The organism is Slackia faecicanis (assembly GCF_003725295.1).
Lineage (GTDB): Bacteria > Actinomycetota > Coriobacteriia > Coriobacteriales > Eggerthellaceae > Slackia > Slackia faecicanis.
Window position 1 is genome coordinate 503,524 of record NZ_QICB01000001.1, and the last position, 19,004, is coordinate 522,527.

12 protein-coding genes are annotated in these 19,004 nt (G+C 65.2%); 9 read left to right on the plus strand and 3 right to left on the minus strand.

Going from position 1 to position 19,004, the window contains the following annotated elements; all coding sequences use genetic code 11:
- Nucleotides 1–90 precede the first annotated feature (90 nt).
- Complete coding sequence (locus DMP07_RS02280) at nt 91–1,029, minus strand: LysO family transporter (protein ID WP_123197516.1); 939 nt, start codon at nt 1,027–1,029, stop codon at nt 91–93.
- 253 nt (nt 1,030–1,282) lie between these two features.
- Here DMP07_RS02280 and DMP07_RS02285 point away from each other — a divergent pair, with 253 nt between their 5' ends.
- The 7 genes from DMP07_RS02285 to pdxR all read left to right on the plus strand — a co-directional run bounded on the left by DMP07_RS02285 (nt 1,283) and on the right by pdxR (nt 13,026).
- Entirely contained in the window at nt 1,283–2,293 is a 1,011-nt protein-coding gene (locus DMP07_RS02285; RefSeq protein ID WP_123197517.1) for an acyl-CoA dehydratase activase-related protein, read from the plus strand.
- A complete protein-coding gene (locus DMP07_RS02290; protein ID WP_123197518.1) occupies nt 2,290–3,579 on the plus strand; it encodes a 2-hydroxyacyl-CoA dehydratase in 1,290 nt (429 codons plus the stop codon). The genes DMP07_RS02285 and DMP07_RS02290 overlap by 4 nt, the downstream gene beginning before the upstream one ends.
- Complete coding sequence (locus tag DMP07_RS02295) at nt 3,576–4,574, plus strand: acyl-CoA dehydratase activase (protein ID WP_123197519.1); 999 nt, start codon at nt 3,576–3,578, stop codon at nt 4,572–4,574. Before DMP07_RS02290 ends, DMP07_RS02295 begins: the two co-directional genes overlap by 4 nt.
- 121 nt (nt 4,575–4,695) lie before the next feature.
- Nucleotides 4,696–5,856, plus strand: coding sequence for an exonuclease SbcCD subunit D (locus DMP07_RS02300; protein ID WP_123197520.1), 1,161 nt, complete (start codon nt 4,696–4,698; stop codon nt 5,854–5,856).
- Entirely contained in the window at nt 5,853–9,101 is a 3,249-nt protein-coding gene (locus DMP07_RS02305) for an AAA family ATPase (RefSeq protein WP_123197521.1), read from the plus strand. Before DMP07_RS02300 ends, DMP07_RS02305 begins: the two co-directional genes overlap by 4 nt.
- 187 nt (nt 9,102–9,288) lie before the next feature.
- On the plus strand, nt 9,289–10,899 hold the full coding sequence (locus tag DMP07_RS02310) for a hypothetical protein (RefSeq protein ID WP_148039626.1): 1,611 nt from the start codon (nt 9,289–9,291) through the stop codon (nt 10,897–10,899).
- Nucleotides 10,900–11,316: 417 nt separating this feature from the next.
- A complete protein-coding gene (gene pdxR / locus DMP07_RS02315) occupies nt 11,317–13,026 on the plus strand; it encodes a MocR-like pyridoxine biosynthesis transcription factor PdxR (protein ID WP_123197523.1) in 1,710 nt (569 codons plus the stop codon).
- 370 nt (nt 13,027–13,396) lie between these two features.
- Here the strand turns inward: pdxR and DMP07_RS02320 are convergent, their stop codons facing one another.
- Nucleotides 13,397–15,502: an FtsX-like permease family protein gene (locus tag DMP07_RS02320; RefSeq protein WP_123197524.1), complete on the minus strand. Its 2,106-nt coding sequence runs from the start codon at nt 15,500–15,502 to the stop codon at nt 13,397–13,399.
- The gene (locus DMP07_RS02325) at nt 15,492–16,271 is read right to left on the minus strand and encodes an ABC transporter ATP-binding protein (protein WP_123197525.1); all 780 of its coding nucleotides are present in this window, start codon (nt 16,269–16,271) and stop codon (nt 15,492–15,494) included. The genes DMP07_RS02320 and DMP07_RS02325 overlap by 11 nt, the downstream gene beginning before the upstream one ends.
- Nucleotides 16,272–16,422: 151 nt before the next feature.
- Between DMP07_RS02325 and DMP07_RS02330 the strand changes: the two genes are divergently transcribed.
- Nucleotides 16,423–17,178 carry a response regulator transcription factor gene (locus tag DMP07_RS02330; protein WP_244594816.1) on the plus strand — a complete coding sequence of 252 codons (756 nt, stop codon included), beginning with the start codon at nt 16,423–16,425 and terminating at the stop codon, nt 17,176–17,178.
- Entirely contained in the window at nt 17,175–18,803 is a 1,629-nt protein-coding gene (locus tag DMP07_RS02335) for a sensor histidine kinase (protein ID WP_123197527.1), read from the plus strand. Before DMP07_RS02330 ends, DMP07_RS02335 begins: the two co-directional genes overlap by 4 nt.
- The last annotated feature ends 201 nt before the right edge of the window (nt 18,804–19,004 follow it).

Sequence of the window (19,004 nt, forward strand, 5' to 3'; positions counted from 1 at the left end):
TATAGAGCACGGCCGCAGGCGACGCGGCCCGGGCGGCGCGTCGGCACCGTTTCGTCAGAACCCGCGCGCCGGGGCGCACGGGCGGGCGCGCTACATCAGCGCGTGGAAGAACTCGATGAGCACGGGCACCAGAGCCGAGCAGATCACGCCGTTGACGACGGAGAGCACCACGGTTTCGCCGTTGGTGCAGCGGATCATCATGGGAAGCGTGGTGTCTTCGCTCGTCGCGCCGGCGGGCGCGATGCAGGTGGGATAGTTCAGATGACGCGCGATCCAGGGAATGGTGAAAAACGAGATGAGCTCGCGCAGCAGGTTCGCCAGAAACGTCACGCTTCCCACCTGGGCGCCCGCGATCTGCGTCAGCATGACGCCCGAAAGGCTGTACCAGCCCAGACCCGACGCGATGGCTCCGCCCACGGGCAGCGAGAATCCGCACAGCACGGCCGCGAGCAGGCCGCCCGCCACCGAGCCGACCACGATGCCGAAGGGGATGATGAGCACGCGCACGTGATACTGCTTGATCTTGCCGATCAAGCCCTTGCTTCCGCCGACGCTGATGCCGACGAAGAACATGAGCGCGAGCAGCACCCAGTCGGAATGGGCGACGAGGAAATCGACCGGCGCGAGGTCGAACGGAGCCAGGCCCGCCAGCACGCCGAACGCCAGGGCGCCCACCGCGATCGCGATCATGACGCCTTCCCCGCCGTCGGCATCGACCGACTCGCGGGCGGCCTCGTGCTCGGCGTCTTCGGCATGGCGCTTGGTAATGTCGGACATGAACGCGCGCGACAGGAAATAGACGGCCGCTGTGGAGAACACGATGGGAAGCACGGCGAAGGCGAGGCTTGCCAGGCCGAGCTGCGCGAGCTCGTCGAGAAAGCCCTCGCGGCCGCCGAGCATGGCGCCCATCGAGAAGATCAGCAGGCCCGTGCAGACGAGCGTCAGCGTGGAGTTGGCCTTCTTCAGCGAATCGGGGAACACCGTTGCGCCCACGAGGACGCCCACACACATCACGACCAGTATTTCCACGACGCAAACCTCTCGTCTCGTTTTCGATGGAATCGTCCGTTTTTCGGGCGAGCGACAGTATACCAACCGCACGCGGCGTTTTTCGACCGACGGCGGCGAACGACGGCGAAAAACAAGCGGCCCGCCGCCGCGAGGCGGCCGCACCGAAACCCCGGGAGAAGTTCACGATACGTTGACGAATCGTCGAGCCTGCGCCCGAGGCGAGGGCACGCCGGCAATAATGAATTTCCGACCATATATTAGAAGGAATCCTATGCCCACGCAGAATAAAGACAGCGCCCCCTACGCCGACGTGCGCTCGATCGGCTTGCCGAGGGCCTTGATGTATTACCGCTACGCGCCTGCTTGGAAAGCGTTTTTCGAAGCGCTCGGACGCGAAGTGGTGGTAAGCCGGCAGTCCGACCGCGCGATGCTCGAGCGCGGATCGGCGCGCTCCGTCGACGAGTGCTGCCTGGCGTCCAAGCTCTATATGGGCCACGTCGAATCGCTTCTCGACGCCTGCGACGCCGTGTTCGTGCCGAGCCTGGCCAACCTGGGCCGCTTCAAGAGCTTTTGCACCAAGTACCAGGCCCTCCCCGACCTCGTGCGCAACACCTTCGACGAAGAGTCCATCAGGCTCGTTTCGTGCGTCGTCGAAGACCAGCAGTCCAAGACGTCCATGAGGACGGCCTTCCTCGATTTGGCCGCACAGTTCGGCGCGACGCCGAAGGAGGCCAAGGCCGCCTATAAAGCCGGGCGCGTCGCGCTCGAGCGCGCCGAGAAAGACGCCCGCGAATCGTTCGAAAAGGCGCTGCAGGGCGTCGAGCGGGCGCGCAAGGAGCGCCGCGACGAAGACGCCGACGAGTCGCTGGCCATCCTGGTGGCGGCGCATCCCTACGTGTCGCACGACCGCCTGATCGGCGGCCCGGTCGTCGATGCGCTGCGCGACATGGGGGTCACGGTCTTGTTCGCCGACGAATTCGACCGCGAGCGCGCCTATAAGGAAAGCGGCAAGTTCTCCTCGACCATGCCCTGGCTCATCAACAGGGAGCTGATCGGAGCCATGCTGTGCCTGCGCGAGCGCGTGGACGGCATCGTGGCGGTCAGCGCGTTTCCCTGCGGGCCCGATTCCATGACCAACGACGCGATCGCCCGACGCGCCGGCAACACCCCCCTGCTCTCGCTGACCGTCGACGCCCAAAGCGGCACCGCCGGCCTGGAGACGCGCGTCGAGAGCTTCATCGACATCCTTCGCTATCGCCGGAAAGGAGGCTACCTGCAATGACGACGCCCGAATCGCCGCATAAAACCGCGTTGGAGCGCGAGCGGCCCAACGACTCGCTGCCCCTGCGCGCGGCGAACTTCCTCGGAGACACGATCGACGCCTTCGACACGCTCACGCGCCGCTACGACGACGGTCCGCGCGCCGACGTGCGCGCCGAAGATTCCGAAGGCGTGCGCACGAGGCTGGTGGCCAAGCGCGCGAAACGCAAGCGCGACCGCCACGCCAAGACGAAGGTCGCCTTCCTGCGCTACAGCTACTACGACGTGGTGTTCCGCTTCTTCGTCGAACGCGTGCTCGACGCCGAGTTCGTCGACTTGGGCGAGCCGACCAAGGTGACGCTCGAGCTGGGGGCGATGCACAGCAACGACTTCGTCTGCGCGCCCTTCAAGCACATCCTGGGCGATTACATCGAGGCGCTCGACGCGGGCGCCGACGTGCTCGTGCAGTTCACGGGCCCGTGCCGCCTAGGCTATTACGGAGAGCTGCAGGAATCGATTCTGCGCGACATGGGCTACGAGTTCGAGATGCTCAACTTCGCCGAGATCGCAGGCAAGCCGCTGAAAGAATATGTGGCCGCATGCAAGAAGCTGGTCAACCCCGACCTTTCGGTGGCGCAGGGCGTCAAAGGCATGCTCGCGGCCTTCAAGATGGTCGAATGCCTCGACGCCTACCATGCCCGCTACCTCGCACTGGCGGGATTCGACGCGCACCCGGGCGATTCCGACGCGGCGCGTGAGGAGTTCTTCGCGGCAATGGCGCGCTGCGAAACGCGACGCGACGTGGAAGACGTGTATCGCGCGGGCATCGAGAAGCTCGAATCGATCGAGCGCGACAAGCCCGCCGACGCGCTGCGCATCGGCATCGTGGGCGAGTATTTCACGGCGGCCGACCCGCGCAGCAACCTCGACATCGAGCGCAAGCTGCTCGCGATGGGCGTCGAAGTGTCGTGCTCGATGAACGTCACCAACCGCAACATCCGCTACAACGAGCCCGAGCTGCGCCGCGAGATCGAAGAGTACGTCGCCTACGACATGGGCCCCACCTCGACGCTCACCATCGCGTCGGCGAAACGCTACGCCGACGAGGGCTTCGACGGAATCGTGCATCTGAAATCGTCGGGTTGCACCCCCGAAATCGACTGCATGCCCGTGCTGCAACGCATCAGCCGCGAACGCAAGATTCCCGTGCTCTTCCTCAGCTATGACTCGCAGACCAGCGACACCGGCCTCGACACCAGAGTCGAGGCGTTCTACGACATGATCGCCATGAGAAAGGCTTCACGATGACCGACAGCACCCCCTCCGAGAAGCGCCGCACGGCATTCCTCGGCATCGATACCGGCTCCATTTCGACAAAGGGCGTGATCATCGACGAGAAGGGCGCCATCATCGCCCGCACGTATCTGTGGACCGAAGGCGACCCGTCCCGCGCCGCGGGCCGCGTGGTGGACGACCTGGCCTCCCAGATAGACCGCGACGAAGTGGACGTGGTGGCCGTGGGCACCACGGGAAGCGCGCGACGTCTGGTCGGCGCGATGCTCGACGCCCAGGTGGTCAAAAACGAAATCACCGCGCACGCGGTGGGCACCACGTTTCTCCACCCCGACGTGAGGACGATCCTCGAGATCGGCGGCCAGGACTCCAAGATCATCTGCGTCGAAGACGGCGTGGCGGTCGATTACGCCATGAACACGCTGTGCGCCGCCGGCACCGGATCGTTTCTCTCGAGCCAGGCGCATCGCCTGGGCGTCGAGGTGGAAGACTTCGGCCCGATCGCGCTGACCTCGGAAAACCCCGCGAACATCGCGGCGCGCTGCACCGTGTTCGCCGAAAGCGACCTGGTCCATAAGATCCAGATGGGCTACGCCCGCGAAGACGTGATCGCGGGCCTGTGCAAGGCGGTCGCCGTGAACTACCTGAACAACGTGGGCAAAGGCAAGAAGATCGTCTCGCCCGTGGTGTTCCAGGGCGGCGTGAGCAAAAACGTCGGCGTCGTGCACTTCTTCGAAGAGGCGCTCGGCTGCGACGTGACCGTCGACGAAGACGGCCACCTGATGGGCGCATTCGGCGCGGCGCTGCTCGCGGCCGCGGCGCCCGAAAGCGCGAGGCGCTCCTTCGAATTCGACATCGACGACTTCGAATTCAAGACGAGGGAGGTCGTGTGCGGCAAATGCCCGAACCACTGCGAGATCGTCTGCGTCTACCGCGACGACGACTTGATCGATTCGTGGGGCAACCGCTGCGACAAGGGAGCCCTGAAAACGGCGCGCAAGCGCGCATAAGCATCGAGGACACGGCGGAAGGGCGCCGTGTCCTTTTCTTTTCCCATGCATCCGGGGTTGCATCGCTTGCGTCCGTGCGCTAAATTACGAACATCGGTACGATATAAGCGAAAGGACCCCTATGCGCCTTCTGCATCTTTCCGACCTCCATATCGGCAAGCAGGTCAACGAATTCCCCCTGCTCGAAGACCAGTCGCGCATGCTCGAATCGGTGATCGGCATCATCGAGCAGCGAAACGTCGACGCGCTCGTCGTCGCGGGCGACGTCTACGACAGGTCGGCTCCGAGCGCCGATGCCGTCGCCTGCTTCGACAGGTTCCTTTCGGCGGTCGCCGAAACGGGCGCCGCATGCTTCATCGTTCCCGGCAACCACGATTCGGCGGAGCGCATCGCCTACGCCGCGGGCCTGCTCGAGAAAAACGACGTCCACATATCCCCCGTCTACAACGGGTCGATCGTCAGCCGCACCTTGACCGACGAACACGGCGAAACCGTCTTCTGGCTCTTTCCCTTTCTCAAGCCGGCGCTCGTGCGACCGTTCTTTCCCGACGAAGACATCCCCGATTACACCGCCGCCATGCGCCGCGTCGTCGAATCCTGCGATATCGACCCCGCCCGGCGCAACGTGGCGATCGCCCACCAATTCGTCACCTGCGCAGGACGCGAACCCGACCGCAGCGATTCTGAGCTTTCGCTCGGCGGCCTCGACAACGTGGACGCAAGCGTCTTCGACGCGTTCGACTACGTCGCCCTGGGCCACATCCACCGCCCGCAGCGCATCGGGCGCGACACGGTGCGCTATAGCGGAAGTCTCCTGAAATACTCGGCCTCCGAAATCCGTTACCCGAAGTCGGCGCCGCTGGTCACGCTGGGCGCGAAAGGCGAGGTCGACATCGAGCTCGTCCCGCTTATCCCTGCCAGAGATATGCGCCAGATCAAAGGCCCTCTGAAGCAGCTGGTCAGCGAAGAAACGGTCGCCGGCCTATCGAAAAGCGAGCGCGACGATTACATCCATGTCGTCCTGACCGACGAATTCCAGCCGATCGACGCGCTTTCGGCGCTGCGCGCCGTCTACCCGAACGTGATGAGCATCTCGTTCGACAACGCGCGCGCGACGGCGACGGAAGCGGCGGAGTGCGGCGCCATCGCCGAAGACGTCGACCATCTCGATCCGATCGAGCTGTTCGCGCGCTTCTATCACGAACAGAACGGCGCCGGTCTGACGGCGAGCCAATACGAAACGGTGCGCGAAGCGCTCGAGGAAAGCGAGGAGGACCGATGAGGCCGATCCATCTGACCATGTGCGCGTTCGGCCCTTATGCGGGCACGACCGAGATAGATTTCTCCGAACTGGGACGCAACGGCGTCTATCTGGTCACGGGCGACACGGGCGCAGGCAAGACCACCATATTCGACGCCATCGCGTACGCGCTGTTCGGAAAAGCGAGCGGCGAAGATCGCGACGCGAAAACGTTGCGCAGCGATTTCGCCGCGCCGACCCTCGAGGCGAGCGTCAAGCTTGAATTCGAATACCGCGGCCGCGTCTACGCCGTATCGCGCAGGCCCGCGCAAGAACGCGAGAGCCGGCGGGGAAAAGGAATGACCCAAGTCAACGCCGACGCCACGCTCACCATGCCCGACGGGTCGGTTGTCACCGGTCCGAAAAGCGTCAGCAATGCCATCGTCGGCATCCTCGGCATCAACCGCGAGCAATTCGCCCGCATCGTCATGATCGCCCAGGGCGATTTCCGCAAGCTTCTTTCGGCGAAAACCGACGAGCGACGCGATATATTCCGCCGCATCTTCGGCACCGAACGCTACCAGGCCTTCCAGGAAAGCCTGGCCGCGCGCAAGCGCGCTTTGGACAGCGAGCATAAGGCGCTGGTCGAAGAGCTCAAGCTCCACGCCAAAGCCGTCCACATCGACGAGGGAACCGACGAAGCCGACGAACTGCACCGCCGCATCGAAGCCGACACGTTGCAGGCCGAGTGGCTGCGCGTGATGCTGCAGGAGGCGACGCAGCGAGACGCCGCCCTGCTCGAAGCATCCGACCTGCGCCTCGCGGAAGCCGAGGCCGAAAGCCGCGACGTCGAACGGGCCGAGAAGGAACGCGAGCGCGCGCAAAAGCTCCAAAGCGACATTGGCCTGGAGCGATCGAAGAAACAGGCCCTCGAAGAGGCGCTCGAAGAGGCGCGGCGAGCGCTCGACGCCGCCTCGGAATCGCTCGGCCGTCGAGATGCGCTGGCAAGCGAGGTCGCCGTCGAAGAAAACGCCCTGGATTCCTACGATGCGCTCGAGGCGGCGCGCGCCCAAGCGGCCGAGGCCGAGGCGCTCATGCGCTCCGCCGACGCACGCCTCTCGAAGCTTGCCGCGCACGAAGCGGCGGCGGCGCAGAAGAAAGAGCAGGCGTCGGACACCATCGCAGAGCTCGCGAACGCCGACGAGACGTACGCGCAGGCGAGCATCGCCCGAAGCGAAGCCGAAGCCCGTTTCGATACAACCGACCGATACCGGAACGCATGGAACGAAGCGGCCGCGCTCGGCAGAAGCGCGCGCGAGGCCCAGGCGAAAGCCGAGCAGGAAGAGAAGGCGTCCTGCGAAGCCGAAGAGCGGCGATGCGCAGAGGAACAGGCCATCAAAGACGGCGATGCGCTGTGCGCGGCCCTGGCCGCGGCGCCCGAACAGGCGGCGCGCCACGAAGCCGAGACGAAACGCCTGACGGACCTCATCGAACGCATCGAAGGGTCCCGGGCAAGCGAGCGCGCCGCAGCGCAGGCGAGCGTCGCGGCGCAGGCGAAGGCGCGCGAGGCGGTCGCAACGTATACGGCCCTGAAGGAACGCTTGGATCGGGCGGAACGCGACTGGAGCAGCGCCAACGCCGCCTACCTCGACGACCAGGCGGGCGTGCTCGCCGCCACGCTCGTCCCCGGCTCGCCCTGCCCCGTATGCGGCTCGACCGAGCACCCCCGCCCCGCCGAGGCGGGCGCGAGCGCGCCGAGCGAAGGCGAAGTCGAACGCCTTCGCCGCACATGGAACGCCGCCGCAGACAAGACCGCCGCGGCATCGGCCGAAGCGGCGGCGGCGCGCGGAGCGGCCGAGGAGCGCGAGCGCGCCCATCGCGACATCGTCGAAGCGCACGGTTCGGCCGAAAGCCTGCAAGCACAGGCCGAAGAAGCGGCCGCGAATCTGCGCAATGTCGAACGAGACCTCGCCGAAGCGCGCGAAGACGCCCGAAAGCTCGGAGAGGCGCGAAAAGGCGTCGAACGCGCGCGCAGACGCAGAGAAGAGGCCGAAGCAGCCGCCCGCGCGGCGCTTTCCCAGGCGGCGGATGCACGCGCCGAAGCCGTACGTCTCGACAAGACGGCCAAGGCGGCTTTCGAGAGCATCCCCTACGAAAGCAAGGATGCGCTTGCCGACGCCTACCGCGCCGCCAAAGACTCCGTCGCGGCGGCCGACGAGCACGTGCAGACGGCCGAGCGGAATCGGAACAGACTCGCCGAGGCGCGCAAGCTCGAGCGCGAAGCCGCCAAGGCGGCCGACACGGCCCGTGCGCAGGTCGTCGAAGCCGAGCGCGAGCGCGCATCGGCCCACGCAAGGCTCGAACGCGCACGCGGAGAGGTCGAATACCTGGCGAAACGCCTCAAGCACGCCGGCAAGGCCGAGGCCGTCGCCTCGATCGAAGCGCTGCGCGGCCGCATCAAGGCGATCGACGACGCGCACGAACGCGCCCGCGCGGCCGTCGAAAAACACGAAGGAGACCTCGCCGTCGCAAAGGGGCGCATCGAGACGCTCGAGCGCTCCCTCGCAGACACGCCCAAGCACGACGCCGAGGCCCTTGAGGCGCGGGCGGCGCACGCAAGCGCACGTCTTGCCGCCGAAAGGCAGGCCAACGCGGGGCTGCGGGCACGCAAAGAGGCCAATGGGCGCGAACTGAAGCAGGTCGAGCGCATAGCCGAGCGCGTCGGAGCATTCGATGAACGCTACGGCGAAATAGCCGCGCTGGCGGAAACCGCGAACGGGCAGATGAGCGGCAAAGACAAGGTCGCCTTCGAAACGTATGTGCAGAGCATGCATTTCGACCGTATGATCGAATCGGCCAATCGCCGCCTTCGCGCGATGACGGACGGCCGCTACGAGCTCGTTCGCCGCAGCGTCGCGGCGAATAGATCGGTGCAAAGCGGCCTCGATCTGAACGTGCGCGACAACTACACGGGCAAAGAGCGCGGCGCGGAATCGCTTTCGGGCGGAGAATCGTTCAAGGCATCGCTCGCCTTGGCGCTGGGCCTGTCCGATATCGCGCAATCCCACGCAGGCGGCATCAAGCTCGACACGATGTTCATCGACGAGGGATTCGGATCGCTCGACAGGCAGTCGCTCCAGCTCGCCATCAAAACGCTCACCGAACTTTCCGGCGGCGACAAGCTCATCGGCATCATCAGCCACGTCGACGACCTCAAAGAGGCCATCGACCGCAAGATCGTCGTAAGCAGGGGCCGGAACGGCTCCACCCTGCGCATCGAGGCGTAGCCCGCATCGGGCGCGCCCTGCCGAGCCTGCGATGGCGTCAGCGGGGCGCGCCTCGATGCGGGATCGCCCCAAGGCGCATGCGAGGATTCGAAGGAGACGCAAGGCGGCGCGCGGATGAAATACGCGACCGAGCGCAGCCGATGGCATAGAATGGTGTCGTTTGTCCATCGAAGAGAATCGAGCCGCCTTGCATTCCCGGCACAAAACCCTCGCCGCAGCCCTGCGCGCGCTTTGCTGCGCATGTGCGCTTTTCGCAGTCCTGACCGCGGCGGGCTGCACGAGCGCACCCGGACACGACGTCGTCGACGTCGATCTGAAACAGGGACGAAGCGCCGCCGCGCACAATACGCAGACCCTCCAGCACGCCATCAACGCCGCGTCGTATGCAGGCGGCGGCGAGCTCAGGCTTCCTGCGGGAACCTACTACTTCTCCTGGAGCCACGAGGACGAGTGGAGCAGCTACGCCATCATCATGCGCGACAACGTGTCCGTCGTCGGCGCAGGCATGGACGAGACCTTCCTCATGCCGCTCGGCACCTACCCCGAAACCGTCGAGGCGAAGCACGGCGTGGACATGTTCTCCTACGACGGCGGCCAGACGGGCAAATACCTCGTCAACGCCGATTTCGCCGATTTCACCATCGATGGATCGGCCACCCAGGGCGACCCCGACGGCTACAACGCCTCGGGCAAAGGCTTTTTCTTCACCCTGTTCAAAGATTGCGACTGGGAACGCGTGAAGGTCATGAACACCGACGGCACCGGATTCGGCGCCGACTTCCCCGTCAACTGCACGATGAAAGACTGCATCGCCGTGCGATGCGGCAAGAACGCGACGTCCGAATCGGTGGGCGCCTCGGGCTTCGGCGTCGGCATCGGGCACTCGGAAGACGAATCGATGCTCATCGAGAACTGCGTGTCCTACGACAACACGAAATACGGGTTCTTCTTCGAGCACCAGACGATCTTCGAGAACCCCGTCACCACGGCGAAGCGCGCCGAGGGCTACGTGGTACGCGACTGCAAGGCTTCGGGCAACCTGTACAACTTCGGCGGCAACCGAGCCAACGACGTGCGCTTCATCGAATGCCGATCGGATGCATCCGTGAGCGCCGCGCGCGAGGGCTACACCCGCTGCGCCTTCCAGTTCCACAACTATTCGACCCGCGTCACCGTAGAAGGCGGCGAAATAGCCCAGCGCTACGGCGACGTGGCGCCCGAAGACGACTGCTACGACGCCCTTGCGTGGGCGCTCGCCTGCAACGTCGCCGAAGTGGGTTCGGACGGCTACGACGACTTCAGGCCGCGCGACATGGCCTCGCGCGGCGAAGTCGCCGTGTTCTTGTGGCGCTACGCCGGCAGGCCCGGCGAAGTGTTGCTCGGCCACGCCCCCTCCTTCGCCGACCCCGCCTCGGACGTGGCCTTCGGAAGCTACTACGCCGAAGCGGTGAAGTGGCTCAAAGAAGACGGCCTGAGCATCGCGGAGCCGTTCAGGGCCCAAGACGGCATGACCTACGGCGAGCTCGCCACGCTGTTCTGGCGCTACGCCATGCTGCTCGAAACCCCCGAGAGCCAGGCGTCCGACGCCGCCCATTCCGCGGGCGACGCGGCATCGACGCGCGCCGACGAGAAGGAAGTCGGCGAACGCACGGGCGCGGGCGACGACGCCGATGCGGCCGCTTGGGCGTTCGAGCACGGCCTTCTGCCCTTCGAGGAAAGCGAGAACAGGCTCGGCGAGCCGTGCACGCGCGAAGGCGTCATCGAGATGCTCTACGCATTCGACGGCATACGGCCCTAAGCGGCTTTCGAGCATACCGAGAAAAGCGCCCGATGCGGCGCTTTTTTTCGCCCCGCATCGGGCGCTCGCCGCGCGCACGCGCCGCTTATTGCGGCTTGAGATAGGCCGCGGACAAGCATCGGCGACGATCCGAAGCAAGCCGCCGACAGACACCGGCGATCCGGCAAGCATCGGCGACGGCCGTTGGGTGCAGAATCCGCGGTTCGGCCGAGCCCCGAGAGGGCCCCTGGCAGTGCGTCGCCAGACGGCTACCCGACCCTGCCCCTCGAAGGTCTCCGCGTGCAAGAGCCGCCCATCGCGCAATGCGCAACGACGTTTTCCCAGGAAAATATCTTTCTGGACATATCGAAGTAGATTAATTTATTCCTTTTGTTAGAATCAGAATAAAGCCAGATTCTCAACGAGTAAGGTCAGTTCATGCTCAGCTACGATATGGACGCGCACGGTGAAAACCCCCTGTACGTGCATCTGTGCGCATGCATCAGAAACGACATCGAAGCAGGCGCGATCGCGCCCCATGAGAAGCTGCCTTCGAAGCGCGCCCTGGCCCGCAACCTCGACGTGGCGGTGGTCACCGTGGAAGCAGCCTATGCCCAGCTGATCGCAGAAGGCTATCTCTACGCCGAGCCGCGGCGTGGATACTTCGCCTGCGAACTGCAGCATGCAAACGACGACGCCCCCGATGCGGCCGACGAAGACGCGACGTCTCCCCTGCCCTCGCACGACCGCGCGCCCGCACGCCGCAGCGGCGCGGCCCCTGCGGGCCGGCCCCCCATCTCCCAGGCCGAGGCGCGCCGTGCCGCGGCGCGATCCTGGACGCGCGCCGACGCCCCGAAGCGCGAAGCGGCCCCGCGAACCGCGCGCTCGCGCTTCGACCTTTCGCCGGAAGCCGTATCGAGCGAAGCCTTCCCGTTCGCCCTGTGGACGAAGATGCTGCGCGACACCCTTGCGCTCGAGCCGAAAGAAACGCTGATCGGCGCCGGCGACCCTCGCGGAGAAGAGCGCCTGCGTCGCGCTATCGCCGACCACCTGCGCCGCACGCGCGGCTTTTGCGTCGACCCCGACTGCATCGTGGTGGGCGCGGGGTCGCAGGTGCTTTTCGCCCTTGTCGCACAACTGTTCGGACGCCCCGCGCGCGTCGCCGTGGAAAACCCGTGCTCGGCGGGCGTGCCGGGCGTCTATGAAGCCCACGGCCTTTCCGTGCGCCGCATACCGCTCGACGAGCACGGCATGGATATCGACGCCCTGCGCGCCTGCGGCTGCACGCTTGCGCACGTCGGCCCTTCGCATCAGTTCCCCACGGGAATCGCCATGCCCGTTAGCCGACGATACGAACTGCTTGCATGGGCGGGCGAATCGCCCGACCGCTATATCGTCGAAGATGATTTCGACAGCGAATGCAGGCTTGCAGGAAAGCCTCTTCCCACGCTTGCGAGCATCGACGGATCGGGACGCGTCATCTACGCGAACACGTTCTCGAAGACGCTCGGCCCGGGATTCCGCATCGCGTACCTGGTGCTGCCGCGCGCGCTTCGCGACGCGTTCGCGGACAGGCTCGGGTTCTATTCCTGCACCGTGTCCGCGATCGAGCAGATCGCCCTGGCCCGCTTCATGGAGCGCGGCGATTTCGAACGGTTCGTCAACCGCACGAAAACCCGCTGCCGCGCCGTGCGCGACGCCCTGGTCGATGCGATCGAGAAAACGCCCGCCGCGCAGCGCATCGCGTTCGAAAACGCCGATGCGGGCCTGCACCTGATCATGCGCATCGAGGCGAAAAGCCCCGAGCGTCCCGCGAAAAAACCCGCGGCCCACGCGGGCTGGCAGCGTCCTTCGGCATGCGGCGGCGCCGTGCGAAAGGCCGCCGAGCCCGAATCGGAACCCGAGCGCGACGACGATGCGAAAAAACGCCTCGAAGGTGCGCTCGTGCGATCGCTCGCGCGCCAAGACGTACGCGTTGCGGCGCTGTCGAGCTTCGGAGCGGCGGCGGCCGGCCTTCGCGCCGACGAAGAAACCGCCGAGCCCGGACGCATCGCATGCCGCTTGGTCGTCGGTTTCGCGGCCCTTTCCGAAACGCAGGCCCGCGCGGCCGCCGAAGCGCTCTGGAGGGGCATTGCTCCCTTTATTTGAGCGCCTCCTGAAAAATAATCGATTCGGAATGTGTGTGACCTGGGATTTTGTACTGGTCACTAAAAAATGAGTATCCGATTTTCCCTTCGAGAATACCGGCCTTCGAGCGATTTGCGACCTCTTGGAGGGGCGTATTATGCAAATCGTTCCGAATGACACCCATCGGACATGCCCCTTATCCGATCCGCCCGTTCCCCTCGTGACGGATCGGACCTCCTTCGATTCGGCCCGCTTACCCCGGGTCGGGTCAAACTCCTTTGGCGCACCTCTCTCATGCGCCTTTCTTCCCCAAAAGGCCGGCACACCCGCTAAGGCGTGTCGGCCTTTTCTTATGCCCTCATGCGCCCGTCGCCGAAACGGCGCGGCGCTTTCAGCGGCTCCGCTTGCGCGTCATAGACCGCGCCCCGAAATACGTCACCGCGAAATACGCTCCGTACACGAACAGAAACGACGCCACCGCGACGGCGCTCGTGGCGCCGATGTCGAAGTTGCCGAACACGCGCACCACGTCGGTCACCACCCGCATCGCGCATAGCGTATGGGCTATGCCCAAGATCAACGGGAAGGCGAAATACACCGCGATCTGCTTGAACAACGCCCCGTCGACCATAGGCCGCGGCGCGCCGAGCTTTTCGAGAAGCTCGTAGCGGCGCGCGTTGTCGGACGCATCGGTCAGCTGCTGGATCGCAAGGATGGCCGCGCATGCGATCACGAGCACGAAGCCGATATAGATCGCCAGATAGCTCACCACCGCCGTCAATCCCGAACTCTGGCTGCGCACGTCCTCGGCGGTCTGCACCATGGCCACCGGCTGCGTGTTCGTATCGAGCGTCTGCGCGACCGCCGATGCGAACGACCCGAACTCCGCCTGCATGCCGGGCCTGCAACGCACGTCGAGGATCGACTGATACGGCACGCCTTCCCCGGCAAGGCACGAATCATCCACCACCACGACGCCGGCGCGCATCATGACGCCCGTGACTTCGAGGGTATCGCGGCACAGCTCGGGCTGCACGCGCAGCTCGCGCCCGAACGCCGCGATCGAAGGCTCCTTGCGGGCCGCGGCTTCCAAATACGGAGCGGTGGTGGCGAAGTCGCTCCACAGCAGGCACTCGCCCTCGCCGAGCGTCACGGGATCGAGGCCCGCAAGCTCGCGCGCCGCGTTGAAACGAGAAAGCGCCACGGCGTCCAGGCCCATCTCGTCGGCATCATCGGCCAAAAGGCCCGCCCCCACGTAGTCGAACAGCGATTCGCCCGACGCGTCCTGCAGGTCGGCATAAGTGACGCCCGCAGCGTAGAAGTCGAGCTGCGCGCTTTGCTCCACGAAGGAGTCCCACGCGGGCGCCCCCACCGCGGCGGCGCTATCGGCCAGACCGCGCGCCATGTCGTAATCGTGCGCACGCACGAATTCCGCGAACGGCGCGTCGTAGGCCGGAAGCACGCTGCCGTCGTCTTTCCCGAAATCGTACACGGCATGCGTCGTCGAGACGGTGGCATCGTAGCGCGTTCCCGCCTCGATGCCCGAGCTCATGGCGTTGCAGATGCCGATACCGCCGCATACGCTGGTCATAGCGGTAAACAGCGTAAGGGCAATCACGCTCATGCTGAAAAACGCCGAGTTCACGCGCGCCGAAAGCTGACGGAGGAAGAACATGTTCAATCCACGCAGATACAGCGGCCGCATCATTTGGGCCGCGCGCAGCAGAAAGCCCGCCAGCGAATAGAAGAACAGCACGGTGCCCGCGCACACGAGAACCGTCGCGGCGGCAAGCTGCGCGTTCACGTTCATCAGGCCGTTGTCGACCAGCAGCTTGTATGCCGCCCCGATCATGGCGCACGACACGACGAACAAAACGAACGAAAGCGGCAGGCTGCGCAGCTTCATCCGCTCGCCTCTGCGCTCCGAATGCAGCAAGTCGATCAGCTTCGCCTTGGACAGGCGGCCCGCGTTAAGCACCACGGTGACGGCGAACACGGCCGCGAACGCCAGCGCGGTGCGCGCGACCGCCGCGCCCGATATGGAAAACGCGACGCCTTCGACCGTCGAATCGAACATCGACGCCGCAAAGTTCGACAGGCCCTGCGACACGGCAATGCCGATTGCAAGGCCCGCCGCCAGCGAGGCCGCGCCCACGATCAGCGTTTCGGCGGCCGACAGCTTGAGCAAATCGCCTTTCTGCATGCCGAGCGTCAGATACAGCGCGAACTCCTTATCGCGGCGCTTGACCAGAAACCTGTCGGCATAAAGCACCAGAAACGCCAGAATCGCCGCGATGAATACGGAAACGCCCGATATGACCATGCTCAACAGCTCGACCATCGAGCGCGAGTCCTCCGAGATGCGCGCCACAGCCGCCGAATCGGCGATCGAATTGAACGCGTAGAACACCGCGATGCCCAAGACCAGCGTGAAAAAATACACGGCGAAGTCCCTCGCGGACTTGCGCACGTTCGCGAAAGCGAGCTTAGCGATCATCGCGGGCCTCGCTTCCCAGTTGCGTCGCCGCGGCCGCGATCTTGGCGAAAAACGCCTCGCGCGGCTCGTCCGCACGGCGCAGCTGCCCCCACAGACGTCCGTCTTTGATGAACACGATGCGACCGCACCAGCTGGCCGTATACGCATCGTGCGTCACCATGACGATGGTCGACCCCATTTTATTGAGCAGGTCGAACGTCTCGAGCAATCGAGTCGCCGATCGGGAATCGAGCGCGCCCGTGGGCTCGTCGGCCAAAACCAGGCTCGGACGCGTGATCACGGCACGCGCCGCCGCCGCACGCTGCTTCTGGCCGCCTGACACCTGATAGGGGTATTTCTCCAGGATGTCGGCAATGCCCAGCCGAGCCGCCACGTCGCGCACGCGCGCATCGATTTCGGCAGCGGGCGCCTTCTGGATCGTCAGCGCGAGCGCGATGTTCTCGTACAGCGTGAGCGTGTCGAGCAGGTTGGAATCCTGGAACACGAAACCCAGCTCGTCGCGGCGAAAGCGCGACACCTCCTTCGACGAGAGGTTCGTCACGTCGCGGCCTGCGATGCGGATCGCGCCGCTCGTGACCGAATCGATCGTCGAAATGCAGTTGAGCAGGGTCGATTTGCCCGACCCGCTCGGCCCCATGATGCCGACGAACTCGCCTTCGTCCACGAAAAAGCTCACGTCGTCGAGCGCCAAGGTCTGAGCCCCTTCATCGCGACCCTTTTCTCCGTAGCGCTTCGTCGCGCCCTGCACCTCGAGCACATGCCCTGCCATTTCGAATCCTTTCTCGAATGCCGGCGTGCACCGGCACGGCCATTGCGTGATTCGACGATACCGAGACCCGCCGGCGCCAACCTTGAACCGACCTGACATTTGCCTGACGAAACGAAGCGCGCGTTTCCGCCGACCGGGCCCGCGTGCTTTAATGAAGGCGATGAGAAAGGAGCATGCCGCCATGACCGACGCGAATCTGAAATCACGACGCATCCTTGTGGTCGACGACGAACCCGAGCTCAGGCGCATGGTGGCGTCGATGCTTTCCGCCGAGGGGTTCACGCACGTGACCCAGGCGGGAAACGTCAAAGAGGCCCTCGAGGCGTTTCGCCGCGTCAAGCCCGAGCTTGCGCTTCTCGACGTGATGCTTCCCGACGGCGACGGGTTCACGCTATGCCAATACCTGCGCGCCTTCGATCCCGACGCTCCCCTTCCCGTGATCTTCCTCACGGCGAAAGACGAGACCGACGACCGCCTTTCGGGACTGCGTTCGGGCGCCGACGACTACGTCACCAAACCGTTCAGCCCTCAAGAACTGGCCCTTCGCATAGCCGCGGTGTTGCGTCGATGCTATCCGGCCGAGCCCGAAACCGTCGAATTAGCCGATTGCGTGCTCGACCTGGGAAACGCCGACGTGTTGCGCAAAGATTCGGACGAGCACGTATCGCTCACCGTAAAAGAGCGCGCCCTCCTCGAAGCCCTCGCACGCAACGCAGGGCGCATCGTGACCACCGACGCCCTGTGCGAGGCGGTCTGGGGCGATTCGTTCGGATACGAGCAATCGCTCATGACGCATGTGCGACGCGTGCGCGAGAAAATCGAAGCGGACCCGTCGCACCCCCGTTCGCTCGTCACCGCGAAAGGCATCGGCTACAAGCTAATCGCGCAGAAAGGACCGCGAGCATGAAACCGACCGACGCCGCACGCGCCCGCCAGGCCGAAAAGCCCGCCCGGCGCCGGGCGGAACGGGCGCGCAGGAACGCATCGGCGCCGTTTTTCTTCGGCAAGCAGGCCATCGCCTTCGCGGCGGTGTGCGTCGTGCTGCTCGTCTTGGACCTCTTCTTATATATAGGCATCGCCATCTACGAGAACACGCAGGCGTTCGGCTACGGTTCGCCGAAAAGCGTCACGCGCGCCGTCGGCGAAGCGCTCGTGCAGGAAAGCGACGGAGCCTATGCCCTCCCCGCCGACGAAGCGGACTGGATGGATTACGAGCAATGCTGGGGAATGCTGCTTTCGGAGCAGGGAGACGTGCTTTGGAGCCGCAATGCCCCCGACGCGGTGCTACACCCCTACGAGCTTTCCGAGGTGGCCGTGTTTTCGCGCAGCGGATACCTGAACGACTTCCCCTGCTTCGTCTGGAAGCGCGACGACGGCCTGCTCGTCACGGGATTCCCGAAAGACTCCTACGCCATGAGCGTGGTGTCGTATCTCCCCCAGGAAAGTCTCGGCCACATGCCGCTCTATGCGCTGCTCATCTTCGTCATCGACGCCGCCGTGCTCTATCTGGTGTATATGGTGTCGAAACGCCGCGTGGCCAAAAGCATCGCGCCCATGATCGAAGCGCTCGACGAGCTGGCGCGCGGAAAGCCCGTGCACGTACAGCTCAAAGGGTCGCTGCGCGACGTGGGCGAAAGCATCAACGCGGCAAGCGCCGTGATGCGGCGCAAAGACGAGGCGCGCAGGCGCTGGGTATCGGGCGTCAGCCACGACGTGCGCACCCCGCTCGCCATTTCCATGGGACACGCCGAACGCATCGCGGCCGATGAAGCGGCAGGCGACGAGGCGCGCGAGTCGGCCCGCATCATCGAGCGGCAGAACGCGCGCATCCGCGACCTGGTATCAGACCTCAACATAGCCTCGAAGCTCGAATACGACATGCAGCCCGTCGAGGCGAGACCCGCGCGCATCGCGCCGTTGCTGCGCTCCATCGCGGCCGACTACGCCAACACCTATCCCGAAGGCCCCTTCGCCATCGAAGCCGATGTCGGCGACGAGGCGCGCGACGCCGAAGCGCTGATCGACGAACGCCTTATGGACCGCGCGCTGCGCAACCTGATCGACAACGCCGTCAGGCATAACGAAAGCGGATGCACCGTCCGCCTGTTCGCCGACGCGCACGACGGGCAGCTGGCCCTGGGCGTGGCCGACGACGGCAAGGGGCTCGACGAAGCGCTGATCGCGCGTCTGAACCATGAAGCCGAAGCGATCGCGTCAAGCGCCGTCGAGGAAGACGAGCCCGCGCAAGGCCCCGTGCCGCCGCCGCATTACGACGAATACCGGGCGGCAGCTGCGGCCGGCGCGCTGCGGACCGGACCCGCCGCGTCGCCGTGCGGCGAAGAGCCGACGCTTGCGCCCAAAGACCTCGTCGGGCTCAACGAGCACGGACTCGGGCTTTCGCTGGTGGCGCGCATCGCCGCCGCGCATGGCGGACGCGTCGGATTCTCGAGCGGCCCCGAAGGCGGGTTCGTCGCCACGATCGCGATTCCCCTGCGTCCGTTCGACACGCAGCGCCCAGCCGTCGTGGCATAAGAAGGCGCGATGCGCGATGCAATGGCGCCGATAGCTGAGTTTCACCCGAAAAGGGCCGCTCGCACCCGTGAGCGGCCCTTTGCCTTATTTGAAAAGCACTCCAGCCAAATAGAGCGGGAAACGGCTATAGTGGCATGCATGACATTCAGGTGGCCAGCGCGACTGCCTCGACGGTATTCGAATCAGTCGCGCCGCGATCCA

Excerpts from the sequence above, each read along its gene's own strand:
- DMP07_RS02305 (WP_123197521.1), top strand. The coding sequence starts at position 5,853 with ATGAGGCCGATCCATCTGACCATGTGCGCGTTCGGCCCTTATGCGGGC.
- DMP07_RS02330 (WP_244594816.1), top strand. The coding sequence starts at position 16,423 with ATGAAGGCGATGAGAAAGGAGCATGCCGCCATGACCGACGCGAATCTG.
- DMP07_RS02285 (WP_123197517.1), top strand. The coding sequence starts at position 1,283 with ATGCCCACGCAGAATAAAGACAGCGCCCCCTACGCCGACGTGCGCTCG.
- DMP07_RS02320 (WP_123197524.1), bottom strand. The coding sequence starts at position 15,502 with ATGATCGCTAAGCTCGCTTTCGCGAACGTGCGCAAGTCCGCGAGGGAC.
- DMP07_RS02335 (WP_123197527.1), top strand. The coding sequence starts at position 17,175 with ATGAAACCGACCGACGCCGCACGCGCCCGCCAGGCCGAAAAGCCCGCC.
- DMP07_RS02295 (WP_123197519.1), top strand. The coding sequence starts at position 3,576 with ATGACCGACAGCACCCCCTCCGAGAAGCGCCGCACGGCATTCCTCGGC.
- DMP07_RS02300 (WP_123197520.1), top strand. The coding sequence starts at position 4,696 with ATGCGCCTTCTGCATCTTTCCGACCTCCATATCGGCAAGCAGGTCAAC.
- DMP07_RS02290 (WP_123197518.1), top strand. The coding sequence starts at position 2,290 with ATGACGACGCCCGAATCGCCGCATAAAACCGCGTTGGAGCGCGAGCGG.
- pdxR (WP_123197523.1), top strand. The coding sequence starts at position 11,317 with ATGCTCAGCTACGATATGGACGCGCACGGTGAAAACCCCCTGTACGTG.
- DMP07_RS02325 (WP_123197525.1), bottom strand. The coding sequence starts at position 16,271 with ATGGCAGGGCATGTGCTCGAGGTGCAGGGCGCGACGAAGCGCTACGGA.